The organism is Acinetobacter sp. AOR41_HL (assembly GCF_027854645.1).
Taxonomy (GTDB): domain Bacteria; phylum Pseudomonadota; class Gammaproteobacteria; order Pseudomonadales; family Moraxellaceae; genus Acinetobacter; species Acinetobacter nosocomialis.
The window spans coordinates 123,328-142,647 of the sequence record NZ_JAKTHZ010000029.1 but is presented as its reverse complement, the minus strand read 5'-3'; the positions used below and the strand labels follow the sequence as shown (position 1 = coordinate 142,647).

The following is a 19,320-nucleotide window of genomic DNA, read 5'->3' as shown; positions in this document are numbered from 1 at the left end:
GAGTCACCATGGTGGAAAAAGCTGCCGCCTTCAAGCATGGTCACAAACTCTTTACCCGCATTAATCAGTTCAGGGTCTTCTTCACCTGCAGCTGGTGGTGGGCCAAATGCCAATAGTCCATTTTCAGAATGAAGAAAAATATCTTTATCGTTAGGTAAGTAGCTGGCAATTTTAGTTGGTAAGCCAATGCCCAAGTTCACATAGGCGCCATCTGGAATATCTTGTGCCACACGTTGTGCAATCTGGTCACGGCTGAGTTTCTGGTAGCTCATGTTATTTCTCCTTATTGCTTACTGTGCTGGCGTTACTTGTACAACATGCTGTACAAAGATACCCGGGGTAATGATGTGCTCAGGGTCTAATCCACCCAGCTCCACCACTTCAGAAACCTGAGCAATGGTGACATCCGCAGCCATGGCCATAATCGGGCCAAAGTTACGTGCAGATTTACGGTAAACCAGATTACCCCAGCGGTCGCCCTTATAAGCTTTAATCAGGGCGAAGTCAGCCTTGATCGGATATTCAAGTACATAGTTTTTCCCATCGATCTCACGGGTTTCTTTACCTTCGGCCAAAAGAGTTCCAAAGCCTGTTGGAGTAAATACAGCACCTAAACCCATACCTGCAGCTTGAATACGACAAGCCAGATTACCTTGCGGTACAACCTCAAGTTCCACCTTTCCGGCACGGTATAGTTCATCAAACACATAAGAGTCTGACTGACGTGGGAAAGAGCAAATGACTTTTTTTACTGAACCGGCTTTAAGCAGTTTAGCCAGACCATAGTCACCATTACCGGCATTGTTGCTCACAATGGTTAAGCCTTTAACACCGAGTTCAATCAGACCGTCAATGAGTTCAGCGGGTTGTCCTGCGGTACCAAAACCACCAATCAGAATGGTTGCACCATCTTTAATCTGCGATAAAACCTCGCTTAGTGAGGACTTACTTTTGTCAATCATTAGACAACTCCATTGTGCTCATTGAAGAAGAGATAGGTAAGAGAGTTAGGCACACTGAGGCGAGAAGAATAGATAAATATTTCACTCAATCCCGAGTGTTTCCCTTAGATTTCCCTTTTAATCATTTTTGATAATTTTCGTATTTTGATCTAGTAAGCTATATATAGTTTTGTTCGATTTAGGATTTTTTTGTTCGACTATCGAACATTATCTCAGTAAATTACTTAATCTATCTTATAAACTCAAGTTGTAAAGAAATACCAATAATTTTGGATAGATATGTATAAAACAACATATTTGCTTAGGCTATTTCATAAATAAAATAACCATCAGCACTGTATATAAAACCTTAAGACTGTGATTGTAAAATTAAACGAGCAAGTTCCAAATCATCAGGATAAGTAATTTTTATATTATCAGAGCGCCCCATGACCACTTGTACACTTTCGCCCACAGATTCAAGTGCACTCGCCTCATCGGTAATGGTCAAATTATTTTTTAATGCTGTTTCTATTGCTTTTTTAAGCGTGCCAATTTTAGCAATTTGGGGAGTTTGAGCCTGCCACAAAAGTTCTCGACTCACAGTTTTATCAATTTGGTGTTGTTTAGTTACTTGTTTTAGCGTATCGCGTACCGGAATTGCCAAAATAGCACTCTGGTTTGTTTCAACTGCGTTTTTAACAAGAGCACTAAGACATTCAAAAGTCACACAAGGTCGTGCAGCATCATGTACTAATACCCAGTCATTCTCATCCGCTATCTGCAATAGATAATTTAGGGCGTTTAATACTGAGTGCACACGTTCAGCACCACCATTACAAAAATGAGCCTTATCTTTATCCTGAAAAGCTAAAGTCGAGGCAAAATTATCCTGTGCACCAATTGCTAAAACATAGCCACTTAACGGAAGTTGGTTTAAACGTTTAACCGTATGTTCTAAAACAGTAGCGTCTTGAATGTATTGATATTGCTTTAATTCAGTTTTGGAGAACCGACTTCCCGAACCAGCAGCAGGGATAACTGCCCATAATTTAGTCTGGGATGTCTGGCGATGGAGGTGTCTCATTAGTTTCCAAATCTACTTTAGCGTTCGGGTCAATATAAATAGGCTTATAATTGGTACTAATTGTACTCATTTGAACAAATGTTTCATGAGGCTTAACTAAACCAAGATCAAGACGAGCATGCTCTTCTATTGCTTCTGTACCGTTTTTTAGGTCAAAAACCTCAGCTGCCAAAATGCGGTTTCGCTCTTTAAGCTCATCATTTACTTCGGCTTGCTGTTGGATCTGTTGCATAAGCGCTTGATGAGGAAAATAACCACCCTCACCTAACCAGAACTGATATTGCAATATAGCTACTAAAACAATAACCAGTAGCAATATAAGTTTGCTTGAAGTGGATCGAAATACTTCTAACATAGCATTAAGAGCTTTAATTAAAAACTTTTATTAAGTTTTTGTATTGTATAACAATTTACAAGCGACATGCAAAATTCCTGCAAAACGATGAATGATCATATTACTTTAAATTGACCATCGTAACATGTTTCATTTTGTCAAAATTAAACTCAATTGGAAAGGAAAATAATGTTTATAAACACAACTGTTTATAAATCAATCTATGTATATAAAAGTTACTCTTAAGAATGAGTAAAAACTGCAAATATCATAGAAAAACCAGCAACCGCCAACATGCAATCTAGCAATAAATTAAAAGTTTCCTCAGACATCTTTATTACAAATGTTTTACCAATATAATTACCAATAATTAAAGAAAAACCAACCGCAACTCCCGCAATTAAAATATTTTTATGTAAAACACCTAGCGCACCAAAAGTTAAGCTTTTTGTTACGTAAATTCCAAATGAAGCTGCCGCCTCTGTTGCCAAGAGAGCTCCCTTAGTTAAACCAAAACCATTAAAAACCGGAAGTAATAATGGACCTGTGGAGAATACTACACCAGTGATATAGCCAAGCACTCCACCTGCGACTATCATTTGCCATGAATTAAATTTAAAACTATGGCGTTTGGCATAATGCCTAATCGGTATTAAGCAAAAGAAAAAGAAACCTATACATAAGTTGGATAATATCGGTGACATAACCCATAAAGTATTGGCTCCCAGTATCGTTGCGGGTATGCCCAGACTCGTAAACAACAGAAATGCTTTAATATTAAGATCTTTATGCCACATCACTACACGTGAAATATTACCCATGATTGCGGCAATTGCCATAATAGGTACTGCAAGCTTCGCCCCAAAAATATAAGAAAGTATAGGCAACAAAATAATAGATGATCCAGTCCCTACTACCCCACTAATCAGTCCTGATAGAACCCCAATAACAGCAAGTGCTACATAGATCATAGGCCTAACCAAAATAATTATTCTTAAGAGTCTACAATAGTCTAGGTTTTAAAATCGTACTATAGCTCTGTTCTGTTTTAGTATTTAAAATTTGCATTTTAAAATACTTAATTACTTATGCGATTAGCCCTATAAAACTTATTAAATTTTTATTTGAAGCTATATAAAATCACATATTTCTTATATTTTTAACCAATAACTACCTAAAAAGTATACTTTTTTGCTTTCCATTTTGATAAGAATTTTAAATGTATTTTTGATACATATTTTAATAAGTGAGAAGAAGATGGATCTTTCTAACATTTTTATAGGTGACACAACTTGGACCTTTGTTTTAGAAATTTTAATCCGATGTACTGTGATGTTTATTATCATCATTACTTTTTTAAGACTATCTGGTAAACGTGGTATTCGACAACTTTCCTTATTCGAACTGGCTATTATTTTATGTTTAGGATCTGCTGCTGGTGATCCTATGTTTACTAAAGACTTACCTATTGCTCATGCATTTGTTGCTTTTGTAGCTATTATTTCTTTATACCGCCTCGTTACTTGGGGTATGGTAAAAAATAAAAAAATTGAAAATTTATTAGAAGGCCGAGCTCTCTGTGTCGTTAAGGACGGTCTCTTAGTTTATAAAGATTTCCAGAAACAAACATATTCTCATGACGAGTTTTTCTCGGAAATGCGCCAACAAAATGTAGAGCATTTAGGTCAAGTCCGAACAGCCTTACTTGAATCTGATGGTATTTTGAGTTTGCTTTATTATGAAGATGAAGATGTTAAATGGGGACTTCCTTTATTTCCAGATGCTTACCGCAAAGCTGATGTACTTAAAATTAATACTTTTTATTCTTGTATGAAATGCGGTGAAACAAAAATTTTAAACAAACTCGACCAAGAATGTTCTCGCTGTCATCATCATAGTTGGGCTGAATCTTTAAAAACTCGACGTTTAGGATAAATAAAAAAGTGCTATTCCCAAAAAAGAAATAGCACTTATATTTTAAATATTAATTTGTCATCAATATTTAAATCAGCAAAGTATTATTCAAAAGATTAGTTTAAACCTTTGAACTCAGCTTTACCGCGGTAAACCGCTTTAGTCAACTCTTCAATACGAAGTAATTGGTTATATTTAGAAACACGGTCAGAACGGCAAAGTGAACCAGTCTTGATTTGACCTGCTGCTGTACCAACTGCTAAATCAGCAATAGTTGAATCTTCTGTTTCACCAGAACGGTGAGAAATAACAGTCGTGTAACCATTTGCTTTAGCAAGGTAGATTGCATCTAAAGTTTCAGTCAATGTACCAATCTGGTTATATTTGATCAGAATTGAGTTACCTACTTTCTCATCAATACCACGTTGTAAAATCTTAGGATTAGTTACGAATAAATCGTCACCAACCAATTGGATTTTATCACCAAGAATTGAAGTTAAATAGCTCCAGCCTTCCCAATCAGACTCATCTAAACCATCTTCAATAGAGATAATTGGATATTGCTTAACAAGACCAGCTAAGTAATCAGCAAATTGATTGCTTGTAAAAGACTTGTTGCCTTCACCTTCAAGAATATATTGACCATTCTTGTAGAATTCTGAAGATGCACAGTCAAGTGCAAGCATCATATCTGAACCAGCTTTATAACCAGTTTGCTCAATTGCTTGAAGAATTACAGTAATTGCTTCTTCGTTTGAACGAAGGTTAGGTGCAAAACCACCTTCATCACCTACAGCTGTATTCAAACCTTGTTTTTTAAGAACTGATTTCAAAGAATGGAATACTTCTGCACCAGCACGTAATGCTTCAGCAAATGAAGTAAAACCAACTGGCTCAATCATGAACTCTTGAATATCAACAGTGTTGTCTGCGTGAGCACCACCGTTCAAAATGTTCATCATTGGTACAGGCATAGTCAAAGTAGTTTGACCACGTAAGTTAGCAATATATTGGAACAATGGAAGTTTTTGTTCAGCTGCTGCTGCGTGAGCTGCCGCCAAAGATACTGCCAAAGTTGCATTCGCACCTAATTTAGATTTGTTTTCAGTACCGTCAAATGCAATCATTTTTTCATCAAGTGCTTTTTGATCAAAAACACTCTGACCAACAAGCAATTCATGAATTGAGCTATTTACATTCTGAACAGCAGTACGAACGCCTTTACCCAAGTAACGTGATTTGTCACCGTCACGAAGTTCTAAAGCTTCACGAGAACCAGTTGAAGCACCAGATGGTGCACATGCACGACCAACCACCCCAGATTCTAAGATGACGTCTGCTTCGATGGTTGGGTTACCACGAGAGTCCAAAATTTCACGTGCACGAATGTCAACGATTTGGCTCATGAACAATTCCTCAGTTGAATGAATAACGCGATGCAAGTTCCTGCATCAATGAGTATCTAACTTTTTGAATCCTTTAACTAAAGTATCCAATTCTTTTAGTTGTGCCAAGAATGGCTCAAGCTGCGACAGGCGCAATGCAGATGGTCCATCACATTTTGCTTTGTCTGGATCTGGATGAGACTCTAGGAATAATCCCGCTAAACCTGTTGCCATACCTGCACGCGCCAAAGTTGTAATTTGAGCACGGCGACCGCCAGCTGAGTCAGAACGACCACCTGGAGTTTGTAAAGCATGAGTCACGTCAAAGAATACTGGTACATTCATTTCTTTCATGATGTCAAAGCCAAGCATATCTACAACTAAATTGTTATAGCCAAATGCTGAGCCACGCTCACAAAGAATAAGTTTGTCATTTCCAGCTTCCAAACATTTATGCAAAATATGACGCATTTCATGAGGAGCTAAAAACTGTGCTTTTTTAATGTTGATAATAGCTTGAGTTTTAGCCATAGCTTCAACAAGATCAGTTTGACGACTTAAGAAAGCTGGAAGCTGGATAATATCAGCGACTTCGGCAACTGGTGCTGCCTGATATGGTTCGTGAACGTCGGTAATAATTGGAACATTAAAATGCTTTTTAATGTCACCTAACCATTCAATACCCTTTTCAAGTCCAGGACCACGGAATGAATGCAAACTAGAACGGTTTGCTTTATCAAAGCTCGCCTTAAATACATAAGGAATATCTAGGCGTTTACAAATATCAATATAAGTTTCAGCAATTTCAAAAGCTAAATCTTTTGACTCAAGTACGTTCATTCCGCCAAATAATACAAATGGCAAATGATTTGCCATTTGTATATCGCCTAAACGTACAACTTCTTGTGGTTTTAATTGTGACATTTAAACTTTCCCAGTTTATTTAAAATCGCATTACTTACTTTTTTGATGCTGTGTTTTTGCAGCGTCAATAAAACTAGCAAATAATGGATGTCCATCACGTGGTGAACTTGTAAATTCCGGGTGGAATTGTACAGCAATAAACCAAGGATGGTCAGGAATTTCTACAGTTTCAACCAAATGTTGTGCTGAAGAATAACCAGAAATCTTCATGCCCGCTTTTTCAATCGCCTCAATGAAACGATTATTCATTTCATAACGATGACGATGACGCTCAGTGATTTCAGCTTTTCCGTAGACTTCACGTGTTTTTGTGCCTTCAACCAATTCTGATTTTTGTGCACCTAAACGCATTGTCCCGCCTAAGTCAGATTCAAGGCTACGCTGTTGTAATTCACCACGCTCATCTAACCATTCAGTAATTAAACCAATGAGTGGATATTTTGTAGAACGGTTAAATTCTGTAGAAGATGCTTCTGGCATACCTGCAACATGGCGAGCATATTCAATAACTGCCAATTGCATACCTAAACAGATTCCTAAGAAAGGAATACGATTTTCACGTGCGTATTGAATAGCTTTCATTTTGCCTTCAGTACCACGTTCACCAAAACCACCTGGTACTAAAATTGCGTCAGCTGTACTTAAAATAGATACGTCTTGGCTTTCAAGGTCTTCAGCGTTGACATAATCAATTTGTACTTTTACACGATTTTTAATACCCGCATGTAACAATGCTTCGTTTACAGATTTATAAGCATCTGGTAACTCAACATATTTACCAACCATAGCTACACGTAAAGTGTATTCAGGGTTCAGTAATGCTTCGACTACATTGTCCCAATCTTCTAGATTTGCTTCTGGAAGATCATTAAATCCAAAACGCTCACAAATTAGATCATCAACGTTTTGTTCATAGAAGGTACGTGGAATTTGATAAATCGTTTTTGCATCTTTACATACCACTACAGCACGTGCTTCTACGTTAGTGAATAATGCAATTTTGCGTTTAGTATCAACATCTACATCATATTCAGTACGACAGATAAGAATGTCTGGCTGAATACCGATTGAAAGTAACTCTTTTACAGAATGCTGAGTTGGTTTAGTTTTTAACTCTGCTGCCGACTTAATATATGGCAATAAAGTTAAATGCATAAGCATGGTACGTTTATGACCAAGCTCAACCATTAACTGACGAACCGATTCCATGAACGGTAAAGATTCGATATCACCTACGGTGCCACCAATCTCTACGATAGCAACATCGTAGCCCTCACCTGCGCGAAGAACACGTTCTTTAATATTATCGGTAATATGAGGAATAACCTGAACTGTACCACCTAAGTAATCACCACGACGTTCTTTATTTAAAACGTCTTGATATACACGACCACTAGTGAAGTTATTTAGTTTGGTCATTTTCGCGCGACGTAAGAAACGTTCGTAATAACCCAGATCCAGATCGGTTTCTGCACCATCTTCGGTAACAAAAACTTCACCATGCTGGAATGGGCTCATTGTCCCTGGATCGACATTAATATAAGGATCCATTTTAACCATTGTGACTTTTAAGCCACGAGCTTCCAAAAGTGCAGCAACAGAAGCAGCAGAAATACCTTTACCTAGCGATGAAACCACACCACCAGTGACAAAAATAAAATGGGTCATTAAGTTTCTCGTACAATCAAGCCGAAATCGGCCTACAATGTTTGGCAATTTTACTGTACTCTGCCCCTATAAAGCAAAGTCAAACCGCATCAATTCAAAGAACAATAAACAACTGGTTATTCTATCAGCATTTTTAATAAAAAATTAGCTCAATCTGACATGATTTTTTCATTGCTATTTACTGTTATAATGCCAATTCCTCAATTAAATGTTGTTTAGGGCAATGGCAAATAAAAAACTTTTAATCTGTGCTGCAATTGCGGCTGGACTATTGTTAACCGCATGCGTTAAAAAAGAGACACCGAAAGAAGAAGAGCAAGACAAGGTTGAAACTGCTGTTTCAGAACCTCAACCAGAGAAGCCTGCAAAATTTGAATCTTTAGAGAGTGTGGATACTCATCAAGAAGCTCAAGTTCCAGCGCAACCACAAGTTGAAGTTGAACGTGAAGAAACAACTAATACTACAACTGAAATTCGCCGAGAAACCCGTCCTGCGCATTCTGCTGAATCTTCACAGACACAAGTTGCTGAACAACCTAAATCTGAGACACCAAAGGTAGAACCTAAACCTGAAAAAAAACCTGAGCCTAAAGCAGAACCTAAACCTGAAAAGGCTCAGTCTAAACCAGCTAAGGCAACTGAGCCTGCGAAGACAGAAGATGACGCAGTTGCTGCTGCAATTGCTGCTGCAACACCAGCACTTAAAAACTAAGCTTCTGTTTTAATAATGCCCAAATTAATTTTTTTGATTTGGGCATTTATACAAAATTCATAATAAAAACAGATTAAATTCATTTAAATTTCAATTCAAACACTTGGAAAAATGAAGCAATACCGCTCTTATTTTAAGATATAAAATAAAGCCCAAAATTTGAGCTTCACTTATATATTCAATAATTATCTATTTATTACGTTCAATTAGAAAATAATCAGACATAAGACGTGCTGCCCATGACGTACTGCGCCATCCTTCATAAAATGCACAATGACTTCCCTTTTTAGTTGTGACTACAGCAACAGTACTCATTTGCTGAATTGGCTCTTTATAAGGTTCTAAATTTTTAATAGAGCAAACAGGGTCATCTTCTGCATTAAGAATCATTAATGGAATTTTAATATTTTCAAACACATAAATTGGGTTAATAGATTTACAGTAAGTCTCGTAATCTTGAAAACCTGCCATTTCAAAGTATTCTTTTTCAAATTCTTCTAAATTGGTCGTCGATAAGACTTTTTCTAAAGATGCTATTTTGCTCCACGTATTTTGATACGGATAAATAAAATACTTGAAGAGTTTTTTCGTCATCATTTTACTGTAAAAAGGATGAACATTTTTAAAACCAATTTCCGTGTTATAACCCGGGCACATCGCAAAAGCAGCTTTAAAAGGTGTATCTTCGCCTTGTTCACCTAAATAACGAACAAGCAAGCCAGTACCTGCTGAAGAACCTACTGCATATAAATCTGATGTCGGAAATAAACTTTGAATATAGTTAAGCTGTTCTTTTAAATCACTGGTAGATCCAAAAAGAGAAATTTGCGGCACAGGCATTGGCAAACCTGCGTGCCCACGGCGCAGGCATAGTGCAATGCGCCAGCCTGTATATTGATTCAAATCACGTACTAACTCACGCATACTTTCAGGCGTACCTGTAATAGTATGCATAATTACAATTGTTGGAGTATCTGCCGGTAAGTCATATCCATACCAAGCTATAGCGGTAATCCCACCATCACTCATGGTTAGTTGATCAATGCGGTCATACTCTAATTTTATTGATTGTTTTCTAATAAGATCAAAATAGAGTAAATGGACATGACTATTGGTTAACCAAGGCGTAGGTCGATATTTCTGTTTGAGTTGAGGAAGCTTCTCCAACACATCTTTTATTTGCCCTTGAGGATCATAATAAACTTTTGGATGCTCAGCACCTAACACTAAATCAAACAGCTCTGAACCGAAATCTTTAATTTTACTAAAAACAGATATGCCCATGTCCAATGACTACCTCTGACTATGAGTTAAATGATTGCCGCACTAAAGCAGCAACCTGCCTTCCCCAAATTGCGTAAACTTCCTTACTAGGATGAAAACCATCACTTGCCATTGTCAAATTCATGGCTTGAAAAGTTTCAATATCGTATTGAAGAAACTTAAACTGGCTCTGCGGTGCTAACCATTGTTGTAATTTTTGATTCATTTGCTCTGCATATTGCCCAAATAACCAAGCTAGTGGATTGGGTAAAGCAGGGAAATGTTGCATTGGAGGCACACCAGAAACGATAATCAACTTTGGCTGAAAACGTTTCTGTATGTGCTCAAATAATTGCTTCTGTTGTTTAATCCATGATTTAGCAGAAGTTAATTTCGTAACATCGTTTACACCAATAGATGTCACAATCACATCATACTTCTGCTCGTCTAAATGCTGTAAAGCATTAAAAACTTGTCGAGTTGTATCACCAGTTTTAGCATGAAGTTTCCATTGCAGGGAAAATTCATTTTGCAGTTCTTGAATAATAGCACCAGACAAAGCATCTTTCTGATTTTCTACACCAACACCTGCTGCAGCAGAATCTCCCAAAATAAGCATGGATAAAGGCTTGCCTTGACCAATACAACCTTCTCGTTCACCTTTGGCTTCTGCTAAACGTGGCGTGTTCTTTCGAACTTTACTGCCTTGTACAAATAATACGGGCAATAAAAGCAATGTTGAAAGTTTTAACCACATTTTATATACCTCAATATTCTTAGGCTATTTAACAAAATTATTGAGGTTTAAATTGAGCTATTCTTATACCCATTTGCTCAGCTAATGCAGCTAAACCACTCATTGGACGAATCATTACTTCAAAATCAATAATTTTACCCTGTTCATTAAAACGAATCATGTCAATCCCTTTTAATGATTTATCACCTACATTCGCACTAAACTCCAGTACTACATTTTCACCATCTTCTGTGTAAAACTCTCTGTGATAGGTAAAATTTTGGAATACTTGAATCACATTAGTAAGAATAAAGAAAACAACTTGTCTTCCCTCATAAGGTTTATAAGCGACTGGTGAACGGAAAACGACTTCATCTGCCAGCAAATCATTTAAGTTCGATAAGTCATTTGATTTAACCATGTGATGCCATTTTTCTAATGACTGTTTAGTTGTTTCGAGTGTCATTTTTTATTTTTCCTTTAAATAGTTTTTAGTCATGAGCACTCTCTTACCCAAGACAGTGCTCATTGAAATCATTAAAGAACCGCTGCTAGTTCAGCACCTTGACGAATAGCACGTTTAGCATCTAGTTCACCTGCTTCTTTAGCACCGCCAATCAAATGAACATTCTTACCATCTGCTTTTAATTGGTCATACATTGCAGTAAATGATTCTTGGCCTGCGCAAATCACTACGTTATCAACTTCAAGCACTGTTGGTTTTCCATCAACAGTAATATGAAGTCCTTGATCATCTACTTTGTCATACTGTACGCCTGCCAACATTTTCACATTTCTGTTCTTAAGCCCTGTACGGTGAATCCAACCAGTCGTTTTACCTAGTCCCGCACCTACTGAAGAAGCTTTACGTTGTAACAAATAGATTTCTCGTTCAGAAGCTTCAACTTTCGGCTGCTTTAAACCACCAACGTGTTCATAGTGAGTATCAATACCCCACTCTTCATAAAATTTTTCTGGATTTAAACTACCACTTTCACCTTCATGGGTTAGATACTCAGCTGTATCAAAACCGATACCACCTGCCCCAATAATGGCAACACGTTGACCTACTGGTACACGCTCTTTAAGTACTTGTAAGTAGCTCAGTACTTTTGGATGATCAATACCTTCAAATTGTAATTGACGAGGTGTTACACCAGTTGCAACTACAATTTCATCGAAGTCTGATTGGCTTAACTCTTCATAAGTCGCTTTATGATTTAATACAAGTTCAATGTTCGGACGTAATTCAATTTGACGATTAAAATAACGTAGTGTTTCGTAGAACTCTTCTTTACCAGGCACAGTTTTAGCAATATTAAACTGTCCACCAATTTGATGACTCGCTTCAAAGATTTTAACTTGGTGTCCACGATCTGCCGCATATACAGCAAAACTTAAACCTGCTGGTCCTGCACCAATGACAGCGATATTCTTCTGATTTTGTGCTTCTTTAAAAATAAGTTCTGTTTCATAACATGCGCGAGGGTTAACTAGACATGTTGCGATTTTCATAGAGAAAATATGATCAAGACACGCTTGGTTACAGCCAATACAGGTATTGATTTCATCACTACGACCTTCACTTGCTTTTAAAACAAACTCAGGATCTGCAAGCATTGGACGTGCCATTGAAACCATATCTGCATGACCCGACGCCAATACATGTTCAGCCATTTCTGGGGTATTAATACGGTTTGAGGTAATTAATGGAACTGAAACTTCACCTTTTAATTTTTCAGTGACCCAAGTAAATGCAGCCCTTGGAACTTTAGTGGCAATTGTTGGAATACGAGCTTCATGCCAGCCAATACCCGTATTAATGATTGTAGCCCCAGCTTTTTCAATCGCTTTAGCAAGTTGAATAACTTCTTCTAAAGTAGAACCGCCTTCAACCAGATCAAGCATTGATAAACGGTAAATAATAACAAAGTTTTCACCCACTATTTCACGTGTACGTTTTACGATCTCGACAGGAAAACGAATACGGTTTTCATAGCTACCACCCCATTCATCATCACGATGGTTTGTTCTGGCTGCAATAAACTCGTTAATTAAATAACCTTCGGAACCCATAATCTCAACGCCGTCATATCCAGCATATTGAGCAAGCTTCGCACAGTTTGCAAAATCATCAATTGTTTGTTGAACCTCAGCAGAAGTCATTGCTTTAGGCTTAATGGGATTAATAGGTGCCTGAATTGCCGAAGGTGCAACAATCTCTGGCTGATAAGAATATCGACCCGTATGTAATATCTGTAAAGCAATCTTTCCGCCAGCAGCATGTACAGCTTCGGTAATGACTTTATGTTTTTCGGCTTCTTCTGTGCTATCTAGCTTAGAAGCATGAGCAAAGGTTAAACCTGCCTGATTAGGTGCAATACCGCCAGTAACAATAAGACCAACCTCTCCTTTAGCACGTTCCGCATAAAAAGCCGCCATGCGCTCATAACCACCTGGCGCTTCTTCTAGACCAACGTGCATAGACCCCATCAATACGCGATTTTTTAATGTCGTAAAACCTAAATCTAATGGTTTTAATAAATGTGGATATAACGACATAACAACTCCTTGGCTTGCTAATCTGCTTGCTTAATGCAACTTGTTGCACAAATTTATAATCAAATTTTGACTTTTATGCAACATGTTGCATAATCTTATGAGTCACACTTTACTTTTGCTTACAAACGGATTGCCATGTCACTTCCCCATGTTTTACTAACCAGCTTACTAGAACGTCCAAGCACTGGCTTTGAACTCGCTCGCCGTTTTGACCGCTCTATGGGCTTTTTCTGGAATGCCACACATCAGCAAATTTATCGTGAACTCAATAACATGCTAAAAAAAGGCTGGGTTTCTACTTTAGAAAATGAGATGGATAGCGGCCGAAAAAAAACTTATCAAGTCGAACAACTTGGGCGTATAGAACTTGCTTCATGGATGACACAGCAAAGTGAACCCGCTCAGCTTAGAGATGACTTAATGGTAAGATTGCGTGCCGAGGCACAATTGGGCAATAATCAAATATTACCCGAACTGTTACGACATCTTGGCTTACACCAAGAAAAGCTTAAGCTTTACCAAAATATTTACGATAAAGATTTTAAAGATAGTGATGACTTGAATAATCGAGTGTTATATATCCACAAAATGATCTTGGAACTCGGTATCACTATGGAAACTGAGTGGATCAAATGGTTAGAACAGGTCATCCCACAATTAAAACTTTTTGCTCAAGATAACGCATCTGGAGAATAACCATGCCTTATTACACCATGCCCGATCAGGAAAAATTATTTGTACGCCGTGTTGGTCGTGGTGAACCAGTATTAGTATTATCTGGTCTAGGTATGCAAAGTTGGCAATGGCTACCGTTTATCTACGCAAATCGTAAAGAATATGAATTTATTATTCCTGACTGGCGTGGTTTTGGCGGTTCAAAAAACTGTGCTATTCCCGAGCAAGATGCTATATCAAGCCACTGGCAAGATGTCGCTCATTTAATTGAACAACTAAAACTTGATCACTTTATTTTAATGGGCTATTCAATGGGTGCTACCACTGCAATGCATGGTATGAAGCATGCTCATCTTGCTCAGCAGTTAAAAGCTTATTTACATATTGATCAAACGCCTAAAATATCTGTAGATGCGACATGGCAATATGGTTTATTCGGACCATTACATGCCCAATTTAAACAATTACTCAATGATATTTATCAATTATTATCAAAACATAAAAATGCTAAATATCTTTATGAGTTATCACTTCCAGACCGTCAAAAATTGGTACGTTTGTGGGTAGATTTTATTGAATTGCAAAGTAGCAATCCTTTTAGTCCATTTGTTTTTAAAACTGCGTTAAAACAGCCATTTTTACAGAAATACTTATTACCGATTCAACGCTTAGACTACTTATTTTGGTACGTCGAAAATTATCTTTTTCACAATGAAGACTATCGTGAGGCATTGCAACAATTACAGTGCCCAACAACTTTCTTTATTGGCCGTAATTCAACACTCTATCCAGAAACTGGTCAGACACTGATTGCACATAGTGTCGAACATGCAAAAACAATTTATTTCGAGCGTTCTGGCCACACGCCATTATTAACCGAACCGAAAAAATTCGGTCATGAAATCACTACATTCTTATCCGAACTCAAACATGCTTCATAAAAAAAAGGGATCTGCAAAAACAGATCCCTTTTTTAAACCATAAATCATTAAGCTGAATGAGCTAACTCATTTGCTTTTAACTGTTCAGCAACATTTAACAAAAGTTGTTCAGTTTTATCCCATCCTAAACAACCATCTGTCACAGACTGACCATAAGTCATTTCACACGAAATTTTCTGATTACCATCAACTAAATGACTTTCAATCATGACACCCTTCACCTGAGTTTTTAAGCGTTCAGCAACGATTTGCTGCAAAACCTCTGGCTGACGTAAAGGGTCTTTACCACTATTGCCATGACTACAGTCAATGACTAAAGGAGGAAGATTTTGCTTATGTTTTTCACGTATTGCCTGAATTGAAGCTAAATCATAATTAGGGCCATGATTCGCTCCACGCAAAATTAAGTGTGGTAATGGGTTGCCGGCACTCTGAATAACAGAAGGTAAACCTTGCTGATTCATTCCTAGAAATTGATGCTCATTTTGTGCCGACTGAATAGCATCTAAAGCAATTTGAATCGAACCATCTGTACCATTTTTGAAACCAATACTGTATGGCATATGACTTGAGATTTCACGGTGAATTTGAGACTCGCTGGTACGTGCACCAATTGCGCCCCAAGCTAACAAATCATCAAAATAACCAGTTGCCATTGGACTTAAAATTTCGCTCGCAATCGGCAAACCCTTTTCAATAATTTGCAAATAAAGCTCGCGTGATTTTTCTAAACCTAATTGTAGATTAGATGAACCATCAAGGTTTGGGTCATACATGTACCCCTTCCAACCTACAGTTGTACGCGGCTTTTCAATATAAGCACGCATCACAATGAAGATTTGATCTTTTACTTTTTCTTGTAATTTTTGCAATCTATCTGCGTATTCAAGTACAGCAACTGGGTCATGAATTGAACATGGTCCTGTAATAACCATTAAGCGCTGATCTTTGCCAGTAAGAATATTTTGAATAATTTGACGATGTTCTGCAATTTGTCGTGCGAAAGTCTGCACAAGCGGATATTTAGCTTTTAACTGAACAGGTAAACTAACTGGTGTTTCTTTTGTATTGTTTTGAGTTAGTAAAGTATTTAAAGCATTCATTGGTCTTTTCCTTTGGACTGAAACCTAATCAGTCCGATCATTTATTTGAGCGTTTTGGATCTATTCGTTGGCAAAGGTAGGCAAAAGTAAAACCAATAAAAGTTGCTAAAGTATGAATAAGTCATGTTGTTCATTTTGAAGTCCTCGATTTGAAAAAGATAAAGCATAAAAAAACCTGATCGGGGTTGCCGATCAGGTATTAACTGTGATGGGCAACTCTCGTGCCCGAATACGCTCAGGCAACTATCTAAATTGCCAGAAATAAAAGTAAGCGTTAGAATTCACAGATTGATTTAACATCTTTATCTCAAATATTAAAAAATGTTCCTTAAATCTAAAATACGCATTGTTGATGACTTTGACAAGTATTTTTTGCGAAAAAATCTCTTATTTTTTCACTTAAAATTTAATTGATCACTCTCAGAATTAACGGATTAATCCTTGTGGCTGTAAAATAATTAAACCTGCTCCGCAAAGCACGATTAAACCACCTAAGATATCCCATCGGGTTAAAGCGACCTGATCTACAAAACGAAGCCACATAAGCGCAGTAAAAATATAAATACCGCCATAGGCTGCATAAATACGTCCAGAAGCAGCTGGATGCAATGTAAGTAACCAAACAAAGACTGCCAAACTTAAGGCTGTAGGAATCCATAGCCACGCAGACTTCCCTTCTTTTAAAATAAGATAAGGAAAGTAACAGCCCAAAATTTCAGCGATTGCAGTAATAATAAATAACCCGAACACACTAAATATTCGGGTTATAGAAAGACTATCAATTAACATAAATTAAGCTGGTTCTGCCGTATGGTGATCTTCAAAAACTTCAAGTTTTAGACCAACTGCCTTGCCATCTTCTTTCTTCACTGATACCGCCACATTACCACCATGATCTGCAAGTTCACCGAATAGAATCATTTCAGCTAATGGTTTCTTCAAGTGTTCTTGAATGAGACGTTGCATTGGGCGAGCACCCATTAAACGGTCATAACCATTGGTTGCTAACCAGTCACGCGCACTTTGATCTACATCTAGAACTACACGTTTTTCATCTAACTGTGCTTGTAATTCTGTTAAGAATTTATCAACTACAGATTCAATCACTGTGGTTGGTAAAGCTTTAAACTGAATAACACTGTCTAGACGGTTACGGAACTCTGGAGAGAATGCACGCTTCATAGCTTCTTGGTTATCCGAGCTATGGTCTTGCTCAGTAAATCCAATGCTTGCACGAGAAATGCTTTCTGCACCAATGTTTGTCGTCAATACAATAATGACATTTCTGAAGTCTGACTTACGACCATTATTGTCAGTTAACGCACCATGATCCATGATTTGCAACAACAGGTTAAACACATCTGGATGTGCTTTCTCAATTTCATCGAGCAATAAAACACAATGCGGATTTTTATGAATCGCATCTGTGAGCAAACCACCTTGGTCATAACCAACATAGCCTGGAGGAGCACCAATTAAGCGAGAAACAGCATGACGTTCCATATATTCAGACATATCGAAACGGACAAGCTCTACACCTAAAAGTTTTGCTAATTGCTTAGTGACTTCCGTTTTACCAACACCCGTTGGACCAGCAAAGACGAAGCTACCAACAGGCTTGTCTGGTGATTTCAAACCAGCACGTGATAACTTGATTGCAGAAGCCAATGCAGTAATTGCCTCATCTTGACCAAATACAACACGTTTTAGGTCACGCTCAAGATTTTCAAGTACTGATTTATCATCTTTAGACACTGTCTTAGGCGGAATACGCGCAATTTTAGAAACGATGTCTTCGATATTTTCTACAGTAATTAAGCTGTCTTCACTTTCTGCTTTTAAGCGGCGTTGTGCACCTGCTTCATCAATGACATCAATCGCTTTATCCGGCAAGAAACGATCATTAATAAATTTCGCAGAAAGCTCAACCGCAGAAACTAAAGCTTTGTCGTCATACTGTACGTGGTGGAAATCCTCAAACTTCGTTTTCAAGCCACGTAAAATATCAATAGTTTCAGAAATGCTTGGTTCATTTACGTCAATTTTTTGGAAACGACGAGATAACGCATGATCTTTTTCAAATACCTGACGATATTCTTGGAAAGTCGTTGAACCGATACAACGTAAAGTACCATTTGCCAATGCTGGTTTAATAAGATTCGATGCATCCATTGTGCTGCCCATACTTGAGCCTGCACCAATGATCATATGAATTTCATCAATGAATAAAATCGCATTTGGATTTTTCTTCAAAGCATTTAACAGTTGTTTTAAACGTTTTTCAAAGTCACCACGGTATTTTGTACCAGCAACCAATGCACCTATATCAAGGCTATAAATCTCTGCGTTGCTAAGTGGTTTTGGTGCTTTACCATTTACAATGAGCCATGCAAGGCCTTCTGCAATTGAAGTTTTACCTACCCCTGGATCCCCAACTAGTAATGGGTTGTTTTTGCGACGGCGGCAAAGAATTTGTGCTGTACGCTCAATTTCTTTTTCACGACCAATGAGTGGGTCAGTTTTACCCTTTTGCGCTTCAACATTTAAATTAAGCGTATAAAGTTCTAATGGCCCAGCATTGCCTGAGTTGCTTTCACCCTCAATGTCTTCAACTTCTTCTTCAACCTGCACTTCGTCTTTACGTGTCCCATGAGACAAATATTGAGTCAAAGTAAGTCGATTAATTTGATGACGTTTAAGTAAATAAACAGCAAAAGAATCACGCTCTGAGTACATTGCGACCAAAACATCCGCACCTTCAACAGTACGATCACCACCACTTGATTGCACATGGAAAATTGCACGTTGCAAAATGCGGTCAAAACTTTCTGTTGGATGTGGAGCTTGCTCGCTATTTTCGCCAAGCTTAGGAGTATGTTGTTCTACATATTCTTCTAATTCTTTACGTAAAGAAACAATATCAGCGCCGCATGCTTTTAATGCATTCACAGCCGAATCGTTATCGAGTAAGGCTAATAGTAAGTGTTCAACTGTAAGAAACTCATGTCTCTTTTGACGAGCCATGCTAACAGCCAAACGTAATGATACTTCTAATTGACGACTGAGCATGTGACC

At 37.7% G+C, this 19,320-nt stretch carries 19 protein-coding genes; 4 read left to right on the top strand and 15 right to left on the bottom strand.

The window, feature by feature from the left end; translation table 11 throughout:
- The 5 genes from MKL35_RS12810 to MKL35_RS12790 form a co-directional block, all read right to left on the bottom strand.
- On the bottom strand, positions 1-272 hold a 272-nt coding region (locus tag MKL35_RS12810), incomplete at its 3' end, for a CoA-transferase (RefSeq protein WP_333725627.1).
- A gap of 18 nt (positions 273-290) precedes the next feature.
- A complete protein-coding gene (locus MKL35_RS12805) occupies positions 291-962 on the bottom strand; it encodes a 3-oxoacid CoA-transferase subunit A (RefSeq protein ID WP_032011564.1) in 672 nt (223 codons plus the stop codon).
- A gap of 349 nt (positions 963-1,311) precedes the next feature.
- Positions 1,312-2,028 carry a 2-C-methyl-D-erythritol 4-phosphate cytidylyltransferase gene (ispD, locus tag MKL35_RS12800; RefSeq protein ID WP_031982709.1) on the bottom strand — a complete coding sequence of 239 codons (717 nt, stop codon included), beginning with the start codon at positions 2,026-2,028 and terminating at the stop codon, positions 1,312-1,314.
- Positions 1,994-2,383, bottom strand: a complete 390-nt coding sequence (gene ftsB / locus MKL35_RS12795; protein WP_004701341.1) for a cell division protein FtsB — start codon at positions 2,381-2,383, stop codon at positions 1,994-1,996. The genes ispD and ftsB overlap by 35 nt, the downstream gene beginning before the upstream one ends.
- 221 nt (positions 2,384-2,604) lie before the next feature.
- Positions 2,605-3,333 (bottom strand): sulfite exporter TauE/SafE family protein, encoded by a 729-nt coding sequence (locus tag MKL35_RS12790; protein WP_002050721.1) that lies wholly within the window; start codon positions 3,331-3,333, stop codon positions 2,605-2,607.
- A gap of 286 nt (positions 3,334-3,619) precedes the next feature.
- Here MKL35_RS12790 and MKL35_RS12785 point away from each other — a divergent pair, with 286 nt between their 5' ends.
- Positions 3,620-4,297, top strand: coding sequence for a DUF421 domain-containing protein (locus MKL35_RS12785; RefSeq protein ID WP_004708522.1), 678 nt, complete (start codon positions 3,620-3,622; stop codon positions 4,295-4,297).
- Positions 4,298-4,392: 95 nt separating this feature from the next.
- On the opposite strand, the gene eno is transcribed toward MKL35_RS12785, so the two are convergent.
- Genes eno through MKL35_RS12770 form a run of 3 tightly spaced genes read right to left on the bottom strand, consistent with a single transcriptional unit; the run spans position 4,393 to position 8,253 of the window.
- Complete coding sequence (eno, locus tag MKL35_RS12780; RefSeq protein WP_004708520.1) at positions 4,393-5,682, bottom strand: phosphopyruvate hydratase; 1,290 nt, start codon at positions 5,680-5,682, stop codon at positions 4,393-4,395.
- 45 nt (positions 5,683-5,727) lie between these two features.
- Positions 5,728-6,585, bottom strand: coding sequence for a 3-deoxy-8-phosphooctulonate synthase (kdsA, locus tag MKL35_RS12775; RefSeq protein ID WP_000080538.1), 858 nt, complete (start codon positions 6,583-6,585; stop codon positions 5,728-5,730).
- 30 nt (positions 6,586-6,615) lie between these two features.
- The gene (locus tag MKL35_RS12770) at positions 6,616-8,253 is read right to left on the bottom strand and encodes a CTP synthase (protein WP_270913817.1); all 1,638 of its coding nucleotides are present in this window, start codon (positions 8,251-8,253) and stop codon (positions 6,616-6,618) included.
- Positions 8,254-8,476: 223 nt separating this feature from the next.
- Between MKL35_RS12770 and MKL35_RS12765 the strand changes: the two genes are divergently transcribed.
- Positions 8,477-8,965 (top strand): hypothetical protein, encoded by a 489-nt coding sequence (locus MKL35_RS12765; protein WP_002050668.1) that lies wholly within the window; start codon positions 8,477-8,479, stop codon positions 8,963-8,965.
- 189 nt (positions 8,966-9,154) lie between these two features.
- On the opposite strand, the gene MKL35_RS12760 is transcribed toward MKL35_RS12765, so the two are convergent.
- The 4 genes from MKL35_RS12760 to MKL35_RS12745 form a co-directional block, all read right to left on the bottom strand.
- The gene (locus MKL35_RS12760; RefSeq protein ID WP_004708515.1) at positions 9,155-10,249 is read right to left on the bottom strand and encodes a YheT family hydrolase; all 1,095 of its coding nucleotides are present in this window, start codon (positions 10,247-10,249) and stop codon (positions 9,155-9,157) included.
- A gap of 19 nt (positions 10,250-10,268) precedes the next feature.
- Positions 10,269-10,985, bottom strand: coding sequence for an SGNH/GDSL hydrolase family protein (locus MKL35_RS12755; RefSeq protein WP_106465594.1), 717 nt, complete (start codon positions 10,983-10,985; stop codon positions 10,269-10,271).
- Between the two features lie 37 nt (positions 10,986-11,022).
- Positions 11,023-11,430, bottom strand: a complete 408-nt coding sequence (locus tag MKL35_RS12750; protein WP_004708511.1) for a nuclear transport factor 2 family protein — start codon at positions 11,428-11,430, stop codon at positions 11,023-11,025.
- A gap of 71 nt (positions 11,431-11,501) precedes the next feature.
- Complete coding sequence (locus MKL35_RS12745) at positions 11,502-13,526, bottom strand: NADPH-dependent 2,4-dienoyl-CoA reductase (RefSeq protein WP_032011561.1); 2,025 nt, start codon at positions 13,524-13,526, stop codon at positions 11,502-11,504.
- 135 nt (positions 13,527-13,661) lie between these two features.
- Here MKL35_RS12745 and MKL35_RS12740 point away from each other — a divergent pair, with 135 nt between their 5' ends.
- Both MKL35_RS12740 and MKL35_RS12735 read left to right on the top strand, forming a co-directional pair.
- A complete protein-coding gene (locus MKL35_RS12740; protein ID WP_002050679.1) occupies positions 13,662-14,222 on the top strand; it encodes a PadR family transcriptional regulator in 561 nt (186 codons plus the stop codon).
- A 2-nt stretch (positions 14,223-14,224) separates the two neighbouring features.
- Positions 14,225-15,142, top strand: a complete 918-nt coding sequence (locus MKL35_RS12735; protein WP_002050701.1) for an alpha/beta fold hydrolase — start codon at positions 14,225-14,227, stop codon at positions 15,140-15,142.
- A 47-nt stretch (positions 15,143-15,189) separates the two neighbouring features.
- Here MKL35_RS12735 and MKL35_RS12730 read toward each other — a convergent pair whose 3' ends face one another.
- The 3 genes from MKL35_RS12730 to clpA form a co-directional block, all read right to left on the bottom strand.
- Entirely contained in the window at positions 15,190-16,245 is a 1,056-nt protein-coding gene (locus MKL35_RS12730) for a 3-deoxy-7-phosphoheptulonate synthase (protein ID WP_032011559.1), read from the bottom strand.
- A gap of 426 nt (positions 16,246-16,671) precedes the next feature.
- On the bottom strand, positions 16,672-17,034 hold the full coding sequence (locus MKL35_RS12725) for a YnfA family protein (protein WP_002132993.1): 363 nt from the start codon (positions 17,032-17,034) through the stop codon (positions 16,672-16,674).
- A gap of 3 nt (positions 17,035-17,037) precedes the next feature.
- Positions 17,038-19,314, bottom strand: a complete 2,277-nt coding sequence (gene clpA, locus MKL35_RS12720) for an ATP-dependent Clp protease ATP-binding subunit ClpA (RefSeq protein WP_002050677.1) — start codon at positions 19,312-19,314, stop codon at positions 17,038-17,040.
- Between the last annotated feature and the right edge of the window lie 6 nt (positions 19,315-19,320).

Coding starts and splice junctions, on each gene's coding strand:
- MKL35_RS12805 (WP_032011564.1), bottom strand. CDS start 962: ATGATTGACAAAAGTAAGTCCTCACTAAGCGAGGTTTTATCGCAGATT.
- ispD (WP_031982709.1), bottom strand. CDS start 2,028: ATGAGACACCTCCATCGCCAGACATCCCAGACTAAATTATGGGCAGTT.
- ftsB (WP_004701341.1), bottom strand. CDS start 2,383: ATGTTAGAAGTATTTCGATCCACTTCAAGCAAACTTATATTGCTACTG.
- MKL35_RS12790 (WP_002050721.1), bottom strand. CDS start 3,333: ATGATCTATGTAGCACTTGCTGTTATTGGGGTTCTATCAGGACTGATT.
- MKL35_RS12785 (WP_004708522.1), top strand. CDS start 3,620: ATGGATCTTTCTAACATTTTTATAGGTGACACAACTTGGACCTTTGTT.
- eno (WP_004708520.1), bottom strand. CDS start 5,682: ATGAGCCAAATCGTTGACATTCGTGCACGTGAAATTTTGGACTCTCGT.
- kdsA (WP_000080538.1), bottom strand. CDS start 6,585: ATGTCACAATTAAAACCACAAGAAGTTGTACGTTTAGGCGATATACAA.
- MKL35_RS12770 (WP_270913817.1), bottom strand. CDS start 8,253: ATGACCCATTTTATTTTTGTCACTGGTGGTGTGGTTTCATCGCTAGGT.
- MKL35_RS12765 (WP_002050668.1), top strand. CDS start 8,477: ATGGCAAATAAAAAACTTTTAATCTGTGCTGCAATTGCGGCTGGACTA.
- MKL35_RS12760 (WP_004708515.1), bottom strand. CDS start 10,249: ATGGGCATATCTGTTTTTAGTAAAATTAAAGATTTCGGTTCAGAGCTG.
- MKL35_RS12755 (WP_106465594.1), bottom strand. CDS start 10,985: ATGTGGTTAAAACTTTCAACATTGCTTTTATTGCCCGTATTATTTGTA.
- MKL35_RS12750 (WP_004708511.1), bottom strand. CDS start 11,430: ATGACACTCGAAACAACTAAACAGTCATTAGAAAAATGGCATCACATG.
- MKL35_RS12745 (WP_032011561.1), bottom strand. CDS start 13,526: ATGTCGTTATATCCACATTTATTAAAACCATTAGATTTAGGTTTTACG.
- MKL35_RS12740 (WP_002050679.1), top strand. CDS start 13,662: ATGTCACTTCCCCATGTTTTACTAACCAGCTTACTAGAACGTCCAAGC.
- MKL35_RS12735 (WP_002050701.1), top strand. CDS start 14,225: ATGCCTTATTACACCATGCCCGATCAGGAAAAATTATTTGTACGCCGT.
- MKL35_RS12730 (WP_032011559.1), bottom strand. CDS start 16,245: ATGAATGCTTTAAATACTTTACTAACTCAAAACAATACAAAAGAAACA.
- MKL35_RS12725 (WP_002132993.1), bottom strand. CDS start 17,034: ATGTTAATTGATAGTCTTTCTATAACCCGAATATTTAGTGTGTTCGGG.
- clpA (WP_002050677.1), bottom strand. CDS start 19,314: ATGCTCAGTCGTCAATTAGAAGTATCATTACGTTTGGCTGTTAGCATG.